Origin of the sequence: Bizionia argentinensis JUB59 (genome assembly GCF_000224335.1) — a bacterium.
GTDB classification, from domain to species: Bacteria; Bacteroidota; Bacteroidia; order Flavobacteriales; family Flavobacteriaceae; genus Algorimicrobium; species Algorimicrobium argentinense.
In genome coordinates, this window is sequence record NZ_AFXZ01000038.1 from 41,964 (window position 1) to 59,036 (window position 17,073).

The 17,073-nt window shown below is 34.1% G+C and carries 19 protein-coding genes; 1 reads left to right on the forward strand and 18 read right to left on the reverse strand.

Features of this window, described 5'->3' with window-relative positions; genetic code table 11:
* Positions 1 to 3 precede the first annotated feature (3 nt).
* Genes BZARG_RS10850 through BZARG_RS10925 form a run of 16 tightly spaced genes read right to left on the reverse strand, consistent with a single transcriptional unit; the run spans position 4 to position 13,768 of the window.
* Positions 4 to 1,155 carry a beta-ketoacyl-[acyl-carrier-protein] synthase family protein gene (locus BZARG_RS10850; protein ID WP_008638244.1) on the reverse strand — a complete coding sequence of 384 codons (1,152 nt, stop codon included), beginning with the start codon at positions 1,153 to 1,155 and terminating at the stop codon, positions 4 to 6.
* Complete coding sequence (locus BZARG_RS10855; protein WP_008638372.1) at positions 1,148 to 1,600, reverse strand: acyl-CoA thioesterase; 453 nt, start codon at positions 1,598 to 1,600, stop codon at positions 1,148 to 1,150. Before BZARG_RS10855 ends, BZARG_RS10850 begins: the two co-directional genes overlap by 8 nt.
* Positions 1,578 to 2,846: an ABC transporter permease gene (locus BZARG_RS10860; RefSeq protein ID WP_008638236.1), complete on the reverse strand. Its 1,269-nt coding sequence runs from the start codon at positions 2,844 to 2,846 to the stop codon at positions 1,578 to 1,580. The genes BZARG_RS10855 and BZARG_RS10860 overlap by 23 nt, the downstream gene beginning before the upstream one ends.
* On the reverse strand, positions 2,839 to 3,582 hold the full coding sequence (locus BZARG_RS10865; protein ID WP_008638361.1) for an ABC transporter ATP-binding protein: 744 nt from the start codon (positions 3,580 to 3,582) through the stop codon (positions 2,839 to 2,841). Before BZARG_RS10865 ends, BZARG_RS10860 begins: the two co-directional genes overlap by 8 nt.
* Positions 3,583 to 4,581, reverse strand: a complete 999-nt coding sequence (locus tag BZARG_RS10870; protein WP_008638370.1) for a BtrH N-terminal domain-containing protein — start codon at positions 4,579 to 4,581, stop codon at positions 3,583 to 3,585. It abuts the gene before it with no gap.
* Positions 4,571 to 4,981, reverse strand: coding sequence for a hypothetical protein (locus tag BZARG_RS10875; RefSeq protein WP_008638371.1), 411 nt, complete (start codon positions 4,979 to 4,981; stop codon positions 4,571 to 4,573). The genes BZARG_RS10870 and BZARG_RS10875 overlap by 11 nt, the downstream gene beginning before the upstream one ends.
* Before the next feature lie 7 nt (positions 4,982 to 4,988).
* Positions 4,989 to 5,441: a fabA-like domain protein gene (locus BZARG_RS10880; protein ID WP_008638266.1), complete on the reverse strand. Its 453-nt coding sequence runs from the start codon at positions 5,439 to 5,441 to the stop codon at positions 4,989 to 4,991.
* Positions 5,441 to 5,872: a hypothetical protein gene (locus BZARG_RS10885; RefSeq protein WP_040288539.1), complete on the reverse strand. Its 432-nt coding sequence runs from the start codon at positions 5,870 to 5,872 to the stop codon at positions 5,441 to 5,443. The genes BZARG_RS10880 and BZARG_RS10885 overlap by 1 nt, the downstream gene beginning before the upstream one ends.
* Before the next feature lie 4 nt (positions 5,873 to 5,876).
* Complete coding sequence (locus tag BZARG_RS10890; RefSeq protein WP_008638338.1) at positions 5,877 to 7,010, reverse strand: beta-ketoacyl-ACP synthase III; 1,134 nt, start codon at positions 7,008 to 7,010, stop codon at positions 5,877 to 5,879.
* A gap of 1 nt (position 7,011) precedes the next feature.
* Entirely contained in the window at positions 7,012 to 7,947 is a 936-nt protein-coding gene (locus BZARG_RS10895; protein WP_008638228.1) for a hypothetical protein, read from the reverse strand.
* A gap of 1 nt (position 7,948) precedes the next feature.
* The gene (locus BZARG_RS10900) at positions 7,949 to 8,833 is read right to left on the reverse strand and encodes an LpxL/LpxP family acyltransferase (protein ID WP_008638356.1); all 885 of its coding nucleotides are present in this window, start codon (positions 8,831 to 8,833) and stop codon (positions 7,949 to 7,951) included.
* Between the two features lie 15 nt (positions 8,834 to 8,848).
* Complete coding sequence (locus BZARG_RS10905) at positions 8,849 to 9,091, reverse strand: phosphopantetheine-binding protein (protein ID WP_008638312.1); 243 nt, start codon at positions 9,089 to 9,091, stop codon at positions 8,849 to 8,851.
* A 10-nt stretch (positions 9,092 to 9,101) separates the two neighbouring features.
* Positions 9,102 to 10,313 carry a beta-ketoacyl-[acyl-carrier-protein] synthase family protein gene (locus BZARG_RS10910; RefSeq protein ID WP_040288541.1) on the reverse strand — a complete coding sequence of 404 codons (1,212 nt, stop codon included), beginning with the start codon at positions 10,311 to 10,313 and terminating at the stop codon, positions 9,102 to 9,104.
* Between the two features lie 11 nt (positions 10,314 to 10,324).
* Positions 10,325 to 11,056 (reverse strand): 3-oxoacyl-ACP reductase FabG, encoded by a 732-nt coding sequence (gene fabG, locus BZARG_RS10915; RefSeq protein WP_008638374.1) that lies wholly within the window; start codon positions 11,054 to 11,056, stop codon positions 10,325 to 10,327.
* Between the two features lie 41 nt (positions 11,057 to 11,097).
* Positions 11,098 to 12,225, reverse strand: coding sequence for a WG repeat-containing protein (locus BZARG_RS10920; RefSeq protein WP_008638261.1), 1,128 nt, complete (start codon positions 12,223 to 12,225; stop codon positions 11,098 to 11,100).
* A gap of 16 nt (positions 12,226 to 12,241) precedes the next feature.
* A complete protein-coding gene (locus BZARG_RS10925; protein ID WP_008638280.1) occupies positions 12,242 to 13,768 on the reverse strand; it encodes an HAL/PAL/TAL family ammonia-lyase in 1,527 nt (508 codons plus the stop codon).
* 85 nt (positions 13,769 to 13,853) lie between these two features.
* Here BZARG_RS10925 and BZARG_RS10930 point away from each other — a divergent pair, with 85 nt between their 5' ends.
* On the forward strand, positions 13,854 to 15,119 hold the full coding sequence (locus BZARG_RS10930) for an NAD(P)/FAD-dependent oxidoreductase (RefSeq protein WP_237702593.1): 1,266 nt from the start codon (positions 13,854 to 13,856) through the stop codon (positions 15,117 to 15,119).
* A gap of 67 nt (positions 15,120 to 15,186) precedes the next feature.
* Here the strand turns inward: BZARG_RS10930 and BZARG_RS10935 are convergent, their stop codons facing one another.
* Together BZARG_RS10935 and BZARG_RS10940 are read right to left on the reverse strand one after the other, a co-directional pair.
* On the reverse strand, positions 15,187 to 15,789 hold the full coding sequence (locus BZARG_RS10935) for a hypothetical protein (RefSeq protein WP_008638318.1): 603 nt from the start codon (positions 15,787 to 15,789) through the stop codon (positions 15,187 to 15,189).
* A 238-nt stretch (positions 15,790 to 16,027) separates the two neighbouring features.
* Positions 16,028 to 16,987: an NAD-dependent epimerase/dehydratase family protein gene (locus BZARG_RS10940; protein WP_008638348.1), complete on the reverse strand. Its 960-nt coding sequence runs from the start codon at positions 16,985 to 16,987 to the stop codon at positions 16,028 to 16,030.
* Positions 16,988 to 17,073 lie beyond the last annotated feature (86 nt).

Below are 17,073 nucleotides of genomic sequence, written 5' to 3' on the forward strand. Positions count from 1 at the left end.
AATTTATAGTGTATTTTTTTTAAAGATAACTGCCGTGTTGCAGCCTCCAAAACCAGATGCGGTTTTAAGAAACGTGTGTAACGATTTATTTTTTTGTGTGCTTTTTATAATATTTAAAGGTTGGGAAACACCTAATGTTTCAAAGCCTTTACTAGTATACAATGTGTTATTAAAAAGGCTATGCATGCCTATAATAGTTTCCAACAGACCTGATGCACCAAGCGTATGGCCAAAATAGCCTTTTAAACTATTTAATGGTACGTTTTGCAATTCAGAACGATTGAAAGCAATTGCTTCCATTTCGTCATTAAAGGCTGTGGCGGTTCCGTGCGCTGAAATATAATCGATTTCCGAAGGTTTCAATTTCGCTTGTTTTAGTGCTAATTGAATGCTTCTATATAAACCTTCGCCCGTTCTCGAAGGTCCTGAAATATGGTTGGCGTCGTTACATGAACTCTCGCCTGCTATTTCTACGGATTCTGGAGCTAAATGATTCGTGCTGTTTGTAACTAATGCAGTTGCCGAAACTTCTCCAATATTAATACCGGTTCTGTTTTCATCATAAGGTTTGCAAAGTTCGCCGCTCAACGCTTGAAAAGAGTTGAAACCTGATAAAATAAACGGACTCACAACATCGCCACTAACTACAAAAACATGATCGTAAGTGTCTTGTTGGATAAATCGTTTGGCAACAGCGATTGCTAAAATACCAGAAACACAAGCATTGGATATTATAATAGCATCATTTTTAAAGTCGAAAAAATCACGAATAGTATTTCCTAATGTTGCTAAATAAGCGCGTTCTGGTGGAAATGGATTTTCACTATCCAAAGCATCTACATTGCCTTTTGTAGTTGATATAATAAGTCCGACGCGATCATTGAATTCTATTTTAGAGTCTGAAATAACCGAATGTAATGATGTAATCATCATTTTTTCCAATCTCGTAAAGGCTCCTTTTGGATCTAATTTTTGAAATTCTTCTTCTAGTTTTTCAGAACTTATTAAGGCGGAATAAAATGGATTTGGGAGAATAGACTCATCATGAATTCTCTCTAACCCCGAGATTTCATTCTGAATATTTTCCACAACAAATTCGCTTGTAAAACCTAAAGCAGAAACAATATTATTATAAGAAACATAAACTTTATTCATCTAATAAACCTACTTTTTGTTTCCAAGCTTTAAAAAAAGGTGGGATATTTAAAAATAAGTCACCCTCTCCAATTTTATCGACAAATACTTGTGTGGTTTCTCCGGTGCAAACCAAGTCCTGATTTTGATTGTAAATTTCGTAACGAAACACCATTTTAGCGGCTGGAGTATCCATATAAATAGTTTTTACGGTGGCAATATCGCCATAGCGCAATGGCAGTTTATGATCCGTACTGGATTTTACAATAGGTGTGGCAAAACCGAATGTTTTTTGGTCTAAATAGGAAATTCCATGTTTTCTTCCGAAGGCCTCGCGACCATCTTCAAAATATTGAATATAGTTGCCATGCCAAACAATTCCTAATGGATCTGTTTCTACAAAACGCACACGAACTTCGCTAGTATGAATAATTTCTTTGTATTTAGACGGCATTCTTTTTTTCATTATAAATAATTGCTATTAAAGTTGTTACTATAAAAAACAAGAACAACATACTAATTTCAGGTAATATATCTGTAAATGACCCATTTCGTAAAAACACATCGTAAAACCCATTTAATCCCCAATTCATTGGTGAAATATGTGATAAGGTTTGCATTACTTTTGGCATTACAAAAACAGGAACCCAAACGCCACCTAATGCGGCAAGGATAACGACAAAAGTAGCACCAAATGGAGCCGACTGTTCTTGAGTTTTTGCTATAGTTCCTAATAATAACCCTAATCCAATTGCTGCTAATCCTGCAAAGGTAGCGACTACAAATAGTAAAGGAATTCTCCCTGAAATATCTAATGTTGGTAAACCAATTGCTGGAAATAAGAAAACACCTACGGATAGCATCAGTACAAACTGAATTAAGCAAACGACTAAATAAACTAATGTTTTTCCACCCAAAACGGTGGCATAAGAAACGGGGTTTGTTCGTAGACGTACAAATGTACCTTGACTTTTTTCTTTAACAATATTAATGGATAACGGCACAATAATAAAGAAAATGGCAAAAAGTGTCCAAGCTGGTACATTGTGTTGTACTGAATTTGGAATCATTTCTTTGTCATTGTCTGTCGGTAAAATCTCTTTAAAGGTTATAAAAGTGTCTGTTTCAAAAATAACCTCACTTGGATCGTCTGAAATTTGTTCTTGAAAGGCCTTATAAATAGATTGTGTTTCAATTTTTGAAATCATTTTATCAATCCCATTTTTAACAGAGCTTTTAAAGGTGAGCTGGGTGGCAGGATCAAAATACAGTGTAACCTCTTTACCTTCTATTTCTGGTTTTTCGGTTGATTGGGTAGTGTCTTCTAAACCAAATTGAGCAATAATACCATCGACGTTTTGGCTAACTTTTTGTTCCAAACTAGTCGATAAATTTTTGGGAATAATAATAGCCAATTGATATTTTCCTTTAAAAACTAAATCGCGAGCCGTGGTTTCATCTGTTTGGGTAATAACTTCAAAGGAACCTGATTCCTGGAGACCTTTTAAAATAACTTCAGAAACACTTCCATGATCGTAATCCACAACTAAAATAGGGATTTGACTATCGGTAACCGTTTTAAAAGTGCTGTCCTGAATGAGGGTTATGGTTATAATTAATATCAATGGCATGACAAAAAGTATGGCAATACCACCAAAATCTCGAATGAGTAATAAAAACTCCTTGTATGTAGAAGCCCAAAGTTTATGCATGATCACGTAGGGCTTTTCCGGTTATATCTATAAATACATCTTCGAGGTTGTGTGCTCCAGAATGTTGCGCAATAAGTGTTTCAGGTTTTCCTGTTACCACTAATTTTCCATGATCAATAATAGCAACACGTGTGCAAAATGTTTCGGCTTCATTAAGGTGGTGGGAGGTATAAATAATGGTCGTTCCTTGTTTGTTAAGTTCCTGTAGAAACTCGATAATAACGTTTTTGGATTGTACATCTACGCCAACTGTTGGTTCATCTAGGAAAAGTATTTTGGGATTATGCAGTACGCTTGCAATTAAATTAATCCTACGTTTCATACCTCCAGAAAAAGTATCTATTTTTTTATGAGCAAAGGCTAACAAACCTAAATGTTCTAATGCTGTATTGATTTTATCCTCTAAAATTTTTCCTTTTAAACCGTACATACTACCAAAGTATTTAAGGTTTTCAAAAGCCGTTAACGACGGGTATAAAGCATATTCTTGAGGAACAATCCCGATAATTTGCTTCAGCTGATTTTTATTTTTTTGATAGGTTAAGCCCGCAATGGAAAAGTTGCCAGAGGTTGGTTTTATTAACGAGCATAAAATGGAAATTAAAGTCGTTTTTCCAGCGCCGTTAGGTCCTAATAAACCAAAAATTTCTTTTTCAGCAATGGACAAGTCAAGGTTAGACAACGAAAAATTATCGGCACCTTTATATTTTTTGGATATTTGCTGAATATCAATCACTTATTTTATAGCTTTTTTTAATGATTTAAAGAATACTTTTTCTTTATCTGCAATAACTTCTAATTGGCTGGCTACATTGTTGTAGGCATCTGTTTTAGCACTTCGATTTTTATAAATCCGGGAAGCATCTAAAGCGAAATCTCGCCATAAATCGCCAATAATAGTCATTTCTTTTGATAATTCAGCTAATTTCTGGTTATTCAATACACCGCTTGATTCTTGTAAAAATGCAGCAAAAATATAGCGAAATCCACCACCGCCAGTTCCAATTTCTTCTTGCATACGCACCACTTGCCCTAAATAGTGATTCGCTTTTTTAACACCGTGTTTTTTTGGCCACTTTCGGATTAATTTTGCTACATGACGCATTCCTTTTACGCCTAAAACTGGCATAGGCGCTAACATATCGCGGCACGTGTGTTTAATACCTTTTACAATGGCTTTTTCAATATCCAATGATTCTGGAAAAGCAATTGGGTAATACATATGGCCTTTAGGCGCAAAAGGACCTTTGGCAAAACGAACTCTTTCAAGCGCTTTAGCTGTTAACGTCGTTACCGTTTCCATAACGGGATCACTTATTAAATATGTATTGTCTTCTTTTCCGTAAACGATGAGGTTATGTGCATTAAAATGAAAGCGGTATTCATCAGGGAAATATGATAAATTATAAACGCCTACTTGTAAACCTACTGGATTATCGTTTTCTAAATTTGCATCTAAACGCGCTTTAGCGTCCTCAGGGTTTTTAAACTTTTCACGCTTAATATCAATTCCAACACGTTTTGCAAAACGCTTAAATATAAAACCAGGCATAGCTCGGTAAGTTAGAGCAGGTGCGTGGTTGACTTTTAAAAATGGTATATAACAAAATAGTAAGCCAGAACCAATACCAAAGGCCATGGGTTCGCTGATTTCGAAGCCGTGATGCTTCATTAAATTGGATATCACACCGTTTTCGCAATGAGCTGTTTGATGATGTGTGAAATTAATTTCCATGCTTGGTAATATCTTTTAATTGTTCCAAAGAAATATCAAAAGCATCTGCATACTTTTGAAGTGTTTTTCGTGGAAGGCGTTTGAAAATGGAAGGCTTAAAATTCCGTTTTACTTGACAAGACCACATATTCACATAACTAGCTAATATAGAAGGATCCATTTTATGGTATTCCATATAATATTCAATTGGGCTTGTTTCGTTATTTAAAACACGTTTTCTTGCAGCCTCAATCCGTTCGTTTATCTCTTCAATGGCTTGACTTAAGGCAATCGTTTTCGGTTTCCAACCCGAACTATTAACAGTCGTATAGCTGCCATTTTCATCAACAGCGTAACATAACTCTTTCATTTTTGCTGTTTCCAAATTACTGGTGTCTTGTGGAACTTCGTCTTTTTTCATGCTGAAGTTATTTAAGTTCTTGAATAACTAAATTAAGCTCACAAGATAGTAATTCTACATCTTCCATGGTAATGATACACGTTAAGGTACAAATGCTGTATTCGTCGGTATCAAAACGTGATTGCAAGGTGGCATTTGTTTTTATTTTACTACCAACTTTCGGGCAAAAATGAAGCGTTACTTTTTTTATAGCACTAATAAATCCAATCAATTTTGTGCCTTCACCTTCCAGATCATCTTCGTTAAAAAAACTCTTTCCCACAATAGATGAACAGGTTTGAGCAGCATTTTCTACCAAACCAACTTCATTAAAAAAGCCGTTATCATTAAAAATACAATCTGGTTTTATAGTAAAGGAAGTGGTAACGTGAGAATCGTCAATACTCAATACATCATCTACCATTAAAAAAGGCGGACGATGTGGTAAAAATTTAGCGATATCAAGGTGACTAAAATCCATTAGCTAGCTATAACAGTTTTCATTTCGCCTTTGGCTATTTCTTGTTGTGCTTCATTAAAGACCTGAATCTCGACCATTGTTACACCCATAAATTCATGGAGAATGGTAACATGGGTTGAAATGATTTCATGTAGTTTAGGAAGTTTTTCAATTTTTATCGACTTTATCGACCCAATATAACCGACTGGTGGTGCTTCATTTTTTAAATAAAAATCGTATCCCGTATGTAAAGCAACGGATTGTGCCATGTTTTCTACCAATCCAGCTTCTGTTAAAACCGTATTTTCGACAAAAATATTAGTTTCTAAAATTTTAAACTTTGAAACTAATTGTTCTGCTGAAAATTTTACCAAAGTATCCACCATAACAAACGGTGTTTTTTGAGGAATTAAATGTGTGATATCGGTTATAGGTAGTGTCTGTGTGGTCATTTTTTTAACAAACAGTTAAAAGTGAGTAGGCATATGAGAAACGCGAGCTTTCAGGAACAGATAATAATATTTTATCGCCTTTTTTTAATTTTCCTGATTTTGCAAGTTCTTCAACCATTAAGTAAATAGAGGCTGATCCTACATTTCCTACTTTACTTAAATTCATGAACCATTTTTCCCAAGGAATTTCAACATCGTTTTCTACCATTTCCTGGTAAAGTCTGTCTTTGAAATAGTCGGAAGAAATATGTGGTAAATAATGATCTATATCGCTTGGTTTTAAACCGTGCTTGTTAATAGCTTTCTTTAAACTGTCCACCCCTTTTTTAAGAATGTTGGCACTTAATAATTTTACATCTTGTTTCAATGCAAACAGTGACTTTTCACTCCATTCGTTTGTTTTATATTCACTCCATGGCTTTAAAAAACCATTTTCTAACTTATCACCGCCGGCGTACATACAAACTTCTAATTCGTGTGCATACGAGTAGCCTTCCATCCATTCTATACGTAATGGCATATCGCCTTTTGGTTTGTCTTCTAATAAAAAGGCTCCCGCACCATCTGAAAGCATCCAGCGTAAAAAATCTTTGTTAAAAGCCAAGATTGGATTGTCTTCTAAAGCTTCCAATGATTTTAATTCATCTTCAAAAATATGTCCTTTCATCCAAGTGGATAAACGTTCGGATCCTGTTGTAACCGCATTTTTTGTTTGCCCAGATTTTATAGACATAAAACCATATTTTAGGGCATTCATACCTGAACAACAAGCACCAGAAGGGGAGTTTATTTCTAAATTATCGGCGTCTAAAAATCCATGAACCATAGCAGCATGCGATGGTAATATTTGGTCTGGACTCGTAGTTCCACATGATAATAATTCAATATCTGAAGCTTTAAAGTTTTCGTCTAACAAATTGCCAATAGCTTCTTTAACTAACTGTGCGTTGTTATGTGTTACATTTCCTTCCTCATCTAATGCGTAATAACGTGTTTTAATTTTATTATTTCGCAATACAATACGACGTCCTTTAGACGATTTCCCGTTAATAACGCCTAGTTTTTCTTCCATTTCATCATTGCTAATGGGACGATTTGGTAAAAACTTTGCTATTCTTGTAATATAAACTTCCTTCATTTTAAAGTTCCTTTTCTTTTATTAAAACAGATTGGTAATATACTTTTTCTTTTTTTATTTGGCTATAAAAAGGTAAATATGTCAATAGAAATAAGATGAAAACTATTGGCGAAAGTAGCCAAATTGCCGTTACTAAATAAACATTAAACATTTTAATTAAAGTACGTCTTTTAGCAGTGTTTTTCTCACTTTTTTTGGTGATAAAAGTAGACCATTTTGTGAATAGCATATTGGCTCGCTTGTCTGTGGTTACTAAAAACGATTTCACCTTTACGGCATTTTTTTCTAACAAGTTGTCCTGTAGTTTCTTATAGTCGTTTTCATGTAGGTGTTTAGAAATAATAGTTCCGAACTTGGACGAATCATCTATATCTTCTTGAGAAACCCCAGGTTTCGGGAAAATTCCTAAATAGCGTGTTTTAATACCTGTAAACATCCAATGTACGATGGTTATAACACTTACATGATTAATATTTCTGTCAACCAAAACAATGTTTCCTACTAAATTGGCATTCAGGTTTTTAAGCTTTCGTTTTAGTTTTTCTTGAGCCATAATCCACATGTTTCTACAACCAATAATAGTGATAACGGGTGTGTTTTCTAGAAGTTTTTTAGCTTCAGGAGTAGCCAGAAAAGAGGTGGTTGGCAAAGATGCCGTTAAATACCAAACTGAATAACCAAATAGAATTAAATCGTATTTTTTGTTTAAAATAGATTCAGAAATGGGTTTGATTTTTTGTGGTTCTTCACGAAAAGTTTCTGGAAAAACACCAAAGAAGTCTTTCTTACTTTTCCATGGAAACGGAAAAGGCTCTTCCATTTCAATATTTAAATAGGTAAAAGTTGTTAGATCGTTTTGCATGGTTGAAACGATATTTCTTACAATTTCGGTTAATTGTCCCGATTGTGAATAATGTATAACTAATACCTGTTTCATTTTATTTATTTTTTGAATCCCAAAAGTCGAAATAATTAAACCATTGTAACGGATGTTTTTCTAACATCAAAGAGACACTTTCGGTAAATTCTTTTAAAATACCTTGTGCATCACGATGTTTTGCTTCCGATCGTCTCGCGTATAAATGGTAGTGTTTTTTTGTTTCTTTCATGACATAAACAAACAATACTGGCACATTTAATCGAGATGCTAACATAAACGGGCCTGCTGGAAATTTAGCTGATTCTCCTAATAAAGTTTCTGTAAGAAATTTGGTATCCTTCGTATAACGATCGCCCGTTATACAAACAATTTCATTTCTGGCCAATGCCGCATTGACTTCGAAAATATGTGATAAATCGTCTTTTATAATAATCAGATTGATATTCGATTTTTCTCGAACACTATCCAGATAATTTTTGATGTCTGTATGCTCTACATCGGTTGTTAATAAACTAATGGATGCGTTATCTTCTAATTGGTTGAAGAAATATTCTGATATTTCAAAGTTACCTACGTGTGCACTAATTAATATGCCGCCTTTTTTTTCTTTAAGCGTTTCGGTAATGGTTTCTCCACCATCAAATTCGTAAGTAAATTTGTTGCTTAAATTAGTTGATATTGCAATTTTATCGAGAATGGTTTGTCCAAAAACATAGTAACTGTTGTAAATACTTCTATAACTTTTAAAAGTAGTGTAGTTTAAGCGGTTTTTATAATAATAGAAAATAGCTTTAGTACTATCTTTTGAAAAGAAAAAGAAATATGCAGCTACAAAATAAAGCACAAAATAGGCTGTATTCATTCCTAAATGCTTCATGGAAAAAACAAATATTTTATATCCAAGAACGGTTCCCCTCGATTTTCCTTGCCATTCTGTAGCCATAAGAACTGGTATGCTTTAACTTAACTTGCGCTCAATTAGGTTATAAAAATCTTGAAGTGTTTTAACGTAAACAAAGTCCTCGCCAACTAATTTTACACTAAAATTAGATTCGACAGCAACAACAAGATCTACAAAATCTAAACTATCAAGTTCTAACGTGTTCTTAAGGTTTGCTTCTGGAGAAATATCATCGCTTTCAACTTCAAACTCATCAATAAGAAAGTCGTTTATTTTTTCAATAATAACTTCTTTTGTCATTTCTACGCAATTATTTTTTTATAATTAAAGCTGAATTTGTTCCGCCAAACCCAAACGAATTCGACAAAAATACATCAAATTTTTTGTTTAACGTTTTGTTAACTAAATTTAATTTGCTTGCAGCCTCGTCGGGCGCTTCCAAATTAATATTAGGTGCAATAAAATCATTTTGCATCATTAAAATAGAATACAAAACTTCACTTGCTCCAGCCATCCAACATTCATGACCGGTCATGGATTTAGTAGAACTCACATATGGACCATTTTCACCAAAAACTTCCAATATGGCAAGTGCCTCATTGGCGTCCCCAACAGGTGTTGAGGTAGCATGTGCATTAACATATTCAATGTCTGAAGCCTTAATGTTAGCTTGTTTAATAGCCATTTTCATAGCGCGTGCAGGACCATCAATATTAGGTGTTGAAATATGTTCACCATTTGAGGAAAATCCATACCCAATTAGTTCACCATAAATAGTTGCGCCACGTTTAATTGCAGATTCATAAGTTTCTAGTACCAATGTAGCTGCGCCACCGCTTGGTATTAAACCATCACGACTTTTATCAAATGGTCGCGAAGCTTGTTTTGGATTCTCATTTACAGAAAAAACACCTAAACCATCAAAACTACCCATGGCAATAGCATTTATTTCTTGAGCGCCACCACAAATAATATAGTCTTGAAGGCCACTTTTAATTAGTTGATATGCCATTCCAATAGAATGGGATCCACTAGCACAGGCCGCACTAATGGTGAAATTAATGCCACGCAATTTAAAAATAGTCGATAAATTCATGGTGACCGACGAATTCATGCTTTGAAATATAGCTCCAGAGCCCACTAATGTCGTGTCCTTCTTTTCACGGATTTTATCAACAGCTTCCACTACTGATTTTGCAGTACTATCATTTCCGTATAATATACCAACTTCGTTTTGATCTAAAAAATCTTGATTGATTTTTGCATTTTTAAGAGCTTCTAGCGTGGCTACATAAGCATATTCACCTTCTTCCCCTAAACTGATTCGCTGTCTGCGCGATAATAAACTTTTAAGATTGGGTTTTTTAACCATTCCAGTTAGTGATGAGCGGAAGCCAAAAGCTTTTCGTTCATCATCGGATATAATACCAGAATCACCATTAAATAACGATTGTTTTACTTCTTCTAAATTCTCTCCTATACAGGAATAAATTCCCATTCCTGTAATTACAACTCTCCTCATCTGTAAAACGTTTAAGAGTAAATACCTCCATTAATATTTAAAACTTCGCCGGTAATATATGATGCTTTTTTTGAAGCTAAAAATGATACAGCATAAGCTACTTCCTCTGGTTCACCAAAACGGTTTACTGGAATCATGCTTTTTAGTTCTTTCTCATCCAAGTTTGCCGTCATATCCGACTTTATAAAGCCAGGAGCCACTGCATTTACCGTAATTTTTCGTTTAGCAACTTCTTGTGCTAGAGCCTTGGTTGCGGCAACTAAAGCGCCTTTTGCCGCAGAATAATTGGTTTGTCCGGCCGTTCCCTTAACACCAGAAACCGAGGCAACATTAATAATACGTCCGTACCGATTACGTAACATTTTTTGAATTAAATGATTAGTAACATTGTAAAAGCCATGCAAGGACGTGTTTACAACATCATGCCAGTCTTCCGCAGGCATCCACATAAACAAGCCGTCTTTAGTAATTCCGGCGTTATTAACCAGAACTTCAATAAGTGCCTCTTTGTTTTGTTCTTGCCAGGTGTTCAATGCTGTTTTTACTTGTTCGGCATTGGCAACATTAAACTGAATAATTTCAGCTGTATTTCCTAAAGCTTCAATATCTTTTTTTGTCTCTAAAGCTGCTGTTTCGTTGCTATTATAATTTATTAAAATATGGTAGTCTGAATCTTGAGCTAATTGTTTGCAAATTGCTTTTCCAATTCCTCTAGAACCACCGGTTACTAAAGCACATTTCATGTAAGTGTATTTTTTGGCTGGTTTGGTTAGTTTACTATGAATTAATTAAATAATTCTAAATGTTTAAACCATAAATTATTTAATGGTTCTCCTTTTGGATTGATAAATGTCCATGATTTTTTCTTTTTTACACGAGCAAGGCCATCAATAAACCCTTTTGGATTATTTTTTTGAAAGATAGAAAAACCACCTGCAGTAATGTCATAATTATCATCAATTACTAAATTACCTTGAATATTAATAAAACCCCAGTCTTTTTTGAGTTTTACAGGAGCTAATCCATCACTTCCAAAAATCTCAGCATCTTTGTACTGAAATGGAATGATCACTTTACCTGTGTCATCAATATAACCCCATTCTTTACCATTGTAAACAGGCGCTAATCCGTTGCTAAAGGCACGGGCTTTATCAAAGGTTGGTTCAATTATCCATACACCTTTGGTATTAATAAATCCTAATTTACCCTCTTTTTTAGCATAGGTATACTCTGAATTTCTTGAAAAATCCCAGATTTTTTCTGCACCGGGAACTTCTCTAAATTTTCCGTTAACAATAAGTCCTTGGCGATCGCCGATATTGGCTACAATATTATTGTTGTAAGCATTGCTAACACCATCATATTCTGTTTTAACAACATACTTTCCGCTAGCATCAACTAATCCCCATTTATCATTTTCTTGTACTTTGGCCGATCCATTTTCGAAATTAAAAACTTTGGTAAATTTCGGTTCTACTACAACTTCACCTTTTGTGTTTATAAAACCAACACCCGAATCTTTTCTAATAATGGCATAACCATTTTCAAAATCGTACATCTTATCGGTTACAACATCTTTTAAAACCTGCTCGCCTTTTTTATTAATATAAATCCACTCTTTATCTTTTAAAACAATGGCTATTCCAGAATCAAAAGCTTTGGTTTTATCAAATTGAGGTTCAATAACCCATTCACCATTTCTGTTAATAAAACCCCATTCTTTCTTATTAAGTGTAGCTTCAGCTAGATCATCGGAGAAATTTTTAGCTTCTTTAAATTGTGGTTTTATATGCCAGTCTCCCGTTTTTGAAATATAACCGAAATCGCCATCTTCGTTGGCTAAAGCTAATTCTTGTGCTTGAATGGAAAAACCTAAAAATAGGAGGATAATAAAGTATGCTGCTGTTCTCATGATTAAAAAATTTAGATTATAGTTTATTTTTAATGATAAAGTCCTTAACAAGGTTAACATAAGGATACATAATCACGTCTTCAGTAAAAATAGGAACTATTTCTCGAATTTCATCATACATCTTTTTTGTTTTTGAAGATATATGATCTTGAACTTCAAGATATTCAATGGCTTGTATAATTGTTATAAGCTCGATAGCAACAACCTCAAAGGAATTTTCTACAACTTTTTTAGTAATTAAAGCTGAATTGGTTCCCATGCTAACAATGTCTTGATTATCATTGTTATTGGGGATGCTATGCACATACATTGGGTTGGAAAGCATTTGATTTTCGGCTGTTGTTGAAGTAGCTGTAAATTGAACACCTTGCATTCCGAAGTTTAAACCAAGCTTACCTAGATTTACAAATGGCGGAAGCATTTCGTTTAATCGTGAATTTAATAAATAATTTAATTGTCTTTCTGATAGCATACTCATTTTTGCCACTACAATTTTCAGCTTATCCATTTCCAGGGATACATAATCGCCGTGAAAATTCCCACCATGATAGACATGTTTTTTCTCAACATCTACAATAGGATTGTCGTTTGCGGAATTTACTTCTTCAATTAAAATATTTTCAACAGAATTTAGCGTGTCTAAAACAGGGCCAAGAATCTGCGGTACACAACGTAAGGAATAATATTCCTGCACCTTTTCTTTAAAAACAGACACATCTTCATTTTTACTGTATAAATGATGTTCTCTTTTACGCGTTAATTTACTATCTATTAAGTGTTTACGCATACTTTCTGCAATTAGGCGCTGTCCAATATGGCGTTTAGATTGGTTTAATTCAAACGATAAATGATCGTCATAAGCCTTAACTATTTCGTTAATAGCTGCCGAGCAACCCGTAACCCAATCAAGTAATTGTCGGGTATAAATAGTGTTTACAATACCAATGCCAGTCATGACCGATGTGCCGTTCATTAAAGCTAAACCTTCGCGTAATTCGACGGAAATAGGTTTTAAGTTTTCGATTTTAAAAACATCTTTTGTGTCTTTGCGCTCGCCTTTATAAAATACTTCACCTTCGCCAATTAGTACTAATGCTAAATGAGCAAGTTGTACCAAATCGCCACTAGCGCCAACTCCACCATGTTCATAAATTAATGGTGTAATGTTACGATTTATAAGTTCGGTCATTAAAGTAATTACCGAAACGTGAACGCCAGAATGACCTAATGAAAGTGTATTTAATCGGGCCAACATGGCTGCTTTGACATACATTGGAGCCAACGGTTGTCCGGTGCCAGAGGCATGACTCCTAATTAAATTATATTGCAGTTGAATGCGTTCTGAATCTTCAATTTTATATTGTGCCATCGGACCAAAGCCCGTATTAACGCCATAAATGACTTTGTTTTCTGAAAATTTCTTTAAAAAATTAAAGCTATTTTCAACTGTTTTTAGAACGGTATTCTCTATTTGAATAGGTTCATTTTTAAAGACTACTTTGTAAAAATCTTCTATTCCTAACTGTCCGTTAAATTTGTGCATCTAAATTATAATATTTTTTTCAATAACTTTGTGGTAATAACTAATACTAAAGTAGTTATTTTGGACTGCAAATTTATAATAATTAATGAATAATACTACTATGGGTACTAAGGATGTGAAAGTAGATGTTTTAATTATAGGCGCCGGCCCTTCGGGTTGCGTTGCTTCTGCTTACTTAAATGGACAAGGATTAAAAGTAAAAGTAGTTGAAAAAAGTACATTTCCACGGTTTGTAATAGGCGAGAGCTTGCTGCCGCGTTGTATGGAACATTTTGAAGAAGTGGGTTTATTAGATGCTTTAAAATCAGGTGGTTTTGAAATTAAAAATGGTGCTCGATTTTTACGCGATGACATTGTTTGTAATTTTGATTTCAGCGATAAACATACTAAAGGTTGGGATTGGACCTGGCAAGTGCCTCGTGCTGATTTTGACAATATTTTAGCCAAGGAAATTAAAAAAATGGGAGTGGATCTTTCTTTTGAACATGAAGTTGTAGATGTAAATATTGATGATGAAGGTATATCGACTACAACTATAAATGATGGCGAAGGGAATCCATATAAAGTAGAAGCTAAATTTATCATAGATTCTAGTGGATATGGTCGTGTTTTACCGCGTTTGTTAGGTTTAGATAAGCCCTCCAGCATTCCAGAGCATTCGTCTATTTTCGGGCATGTTAAAGATATTAATAGACCGGAAGGGGAAGAAGGAACCATGATTACTTTTGATGTGCTTGATAAAGATACTTGGTTTTGGGTTATTCCTTTTTCTAATGGCGATACGAGTTTGGGTTTTGTTGGTACAAATGAATTTATCGATTCTTTTGAAGGCGATACTTCAGAGCGTTTAAAAACGATGTTTAAACATTCAGACTATTATTATGAGCGCTTTAAAGATGCGCCTTTGTTATTCGAACCTAAAAGTATTAGAAACTACTCCAAAGCAGTTACCAAATTTTATGGAAAAGGTTTTGCATTAACAGGAAATAGTGCCGAATTTTTAGATCCTGTATTTTCATCAGGTGTAACATTTGCTACGGAATCTGCTTTATTATCATCTAAATTAATTACAAGACAGTTTAAAGGTGAAATGGTTGACTGGGAGGTGGAATATTCCGATTACATAAAAGCTGGAGTAGATGTGTTTGCAACCTATGTGAAAGAGTGGTACACGGGGAATTTACAAACCTTATTTTTCCACAGGCCAGAAAATCCAGAAGTAAAACGTCAAATATGTGCTGTTTTGGCGGGGTATGTTTGGGATGAAACGAATCCGTTTGTTACCAAACACAAGCGTATTATAAAAACACTTGCGCATCTTATCAATATGGAAAAAGAAAAAACGAATTAATTAAAAACGGCCCCAAAAGTTAGTTACTTATTGGGGCCGGTTATTTATAAACAAAAAATACTGAAATTTATTTTGTTTTTTTATACATGTCTTTAACTAACGCTCTAGCAAAAATGATATAAGCATCAGCAATTCGTTGACCCGAATTAAAATCAAAACCACCATTACCTTCGCCTTCAATTCTTGTGTAGTTTACAGAGAAAATTATGTTTTCTGGGCTATCGTTTTTATAAACACTTAAAGTAACTTCAATTTTAGAGTTTTTTCTAACAATACCAACGTTATAACCAGAATACATTAAGGTTGTGTGAACTTTCATTGTGTATTCAGCACTTTCCAGATTTTTGTCAACTTTTACTAAATTATTTTTATATCTGTCATTGAACGTTTCAATAAATCTTGGTTCGTAGAAATTTTCTCTATCTGAAAACCATAATTCTTTAAATTCTTCTCCCTTACCAGCTTCTTTTTCTTCTCTTTTAGACATTTTATCTTCTAAAAAGTCCTCTTCAGAATCGAATTTAGGAATTTCTAAATTAGAATAATCAAAGACCAAGTTGTATTCAGTGATGCCTTTTAAATTTGACCAATCTCCTTCTTGAACTTTTGCCTTTTGAGAAAAGATGGCAGACGAGGAAATTAGAACTGCAAATAATAGTAATTTTTTCATAAAATTTATTTTATTGATTTGGAGTCAAATATAAAATTTCTAACTTAATATTGTAGGAATAATATTTATTTAATGTCGTTAAATAAATGGGAATTGCGAATACCGCAATAACCTTTACTGCTTCCAGGATTTCATAAGGCTAGATTACAGTATAGTAGTGGTATCCCAAAGCAAATAATTGAGAGAAATGTTTAAAAGAAAAAGCAGTTATAATTAAAAGTGCTCGGTTCTGTTTTTTTTAGTCGGCTTCTTTTTTGGCTGCCTTTAAGTTTGTCAGCATATCATTGGTAATATCATCTAAAGAAAACTCATGTTTCCAGTTCCAATCTTGGCGTGCATGACTAGCGTCAATACTGCTTGGCCATGAATCGGCAATTTCTTGACGAAAATCTGGATTGTATTCAATAGTGAAATCGCTTAAATGCTTTTTAATAGAAGCCACCACATCTTTAGGCGTAAAACTAATGGCTGATAAGTTATAAGAAGAACGGATTTTAATAGATTCTGCCGGTGCTTCCATAATTTGAACCGTTGCTTTAATGGCATCGTCCATATACATCATTGGAAGTTCGGTGTTTTCAGATAGGAAGCAATCGTAATGATTATCGGCAAGAGCTTTGTGATAAATATCTACAGCGTAATCTGTTGTGCCACCACCAGGTAAAGTTTTCCAAGAAATAATACCAGGATAGCGAATACTTCTTACATCAACATCGTATTTATTAAAGTAATATTCACACCAACGCTCACCAACTTGTTTGGTAATTCCATAAACAGTAGAAGGTTCCATAATAGTGTATTGTGGGGTATCTACTTTAGGTGTCGTTGGACCGTAAACTGCAATACTTGAAGGCCAAAACACTTTTTTTATCTGTCCGTTTTTGGCTAAATCCAAGACATTAAAAAGCGTACTCATGTTTAAATCCCAAGCTTTCATCGGGAATTTTTCACCTGTAGCGCTTAACATAGCAGCCATTAGGTAAACGGTGTTAATATTATATTTTTCAATGCAAACTTTTAGAGCAGTAGAATCTTGAGCATCTAAAATTTCAAAAAGACCTGAATTAACAATATCTAAATTTCCGTAACTAATATCACTGGCAACAACTTGATCGTCGCCATGAATTTCACGTAATTTATGAGTTAGTTCTGATCCGATTTGGCCACAAGCGCCAATAATTAAGATTTTAGACTTCATGATAATGTTTTTGAAAAATTATTCAAAAATAACAAGAATTAACTGATGAAATGATAAATTTAACTTAAAATAAAGTCTGTAAAATA

Bases quoted from the DNA above. Each gene is read 5' to 3' on its own strand.
- BZARG_RS10905 (WP_008638312.1), bottom strand. From the start codon at position 9,091: ATGACAAAAGAAGTTATTATTGAAAAAATAAACGACTTTCTTATTGAT.
- BZARG_RS10910 (WP_040288541.1), bottom strand. From the start codon at position 10,313: ATGAGGAGAGTTGTAATTACAGGAATGGGAATTTATTCCTGTATAGGA.
- BZARG_RS10860 (WP_008638236.1), bottom strand. From the start codon at position 2,846: ATGCATAAACTTTGGGCTTCTACATACAAGGAGTTTTTATTACTCATT.
- BZARG_RS10890 (WP_008638338.1), bottom strand. From the start codon at position 7,010: ATGAAGGAAGTTTATATTACAAGAATAGCAAAGTTTTTACCAAATCGT.
- BZARG_RS10895 (WP_008638228.1), bottom strand. From the start codon at position 7,947: ATGAAACAGGTATTAGTTATACATTATTCACAATCGGGACAATTAACC.
- BZARG_RS10940 (WP_008638348.1), bottom strand. From the start codon at position 16,987: ATGAAGTCTAAAATCTTAATTATTGGCGCTTGTGGCCAAATCGGATCA.
- BZARG_RS10875 (WP_008638371.1), bottom strand. From the start codon at position 4,981: ATGAAAAAAGACGAAGTTCCACAAGACACCAGTAATTTGGAAACAGCA.
- BZARG_RS10920 (WP_008638261.1), bottom strand. From the start codon at position 12,225: ATGAGAACAGCAGCATACTTTATTATCCTCCTATTTTTAGGTTTTTCC.
- BZARG_RS10850 (WP_008638244.1), bottom strand. From the start codon at position 1,155: ATGAATAAAGTTTATGTTTCTTATAATAATATTGTTTCTGCTTTAGGT.
- BZARG_RS10930 (WP_237702593.1), top strand. From the start codon at position 13,854: ATGAATAATACTACTATGGGTACTAAGGATGTGAAAGTAGATGTTTTA.
- BZARG_RS10855 (WP_008638372.1), bottom strand. From the start codon at position 1,600: ATGAAAAAAAGAATGCCGTCTAAATACAAAGAAATTATTCATACTAGC.
- fabG (WP_008638374.1), bottom strand. From the start codon at position 11,056: ATGAAATGTGCTTTAGTAACCGGTGGTTCTAGAGGAATTGGAAAAGCA.
- BZARG_RS10935 (WP_008638318.1), bottom strand. From the start codon at position 15,789: ATGAAAAAATTACTATTATTTGCAGTTCTAATTTCCTCGTCTGCCATC.
- BZARG_RS10900 (WP_008638356.1), bottom strand. From the start codon at position 8,833: ATGGCTACAGAATGGCAAGGAAAATCGAGGGGAACCGTTCTTGGATAT.
- BZARG_RS10885 (WP_040288539.1), bottom strand. From the start codon at position 5,872: ATGACCACACAGACACTACCTATAACCGATATCACACATTTAATTCCT.
- BZARG_RS10880 (WP_008638266.1), bottom strand. From the start codon at position 5,441: ATGGATTTTAGTCACCTTGATATCGCTAAATTTTTACCACATCGTCCG.
- BZARG_RS10870 (WP_008638370.1), bottom strand. From the start codon at position 4,581: ATGGAAATTAATTTCACACATCATCAAACAGCTCATTGCGAAAACGGT.
- BZARG_RS10925 (WP_008638280.1), bottom strand. From the start codon at position 13,768: ATGCACAAATTTAACGGACAGTTAGGAATAGAAGATTTTTACAAAGTA.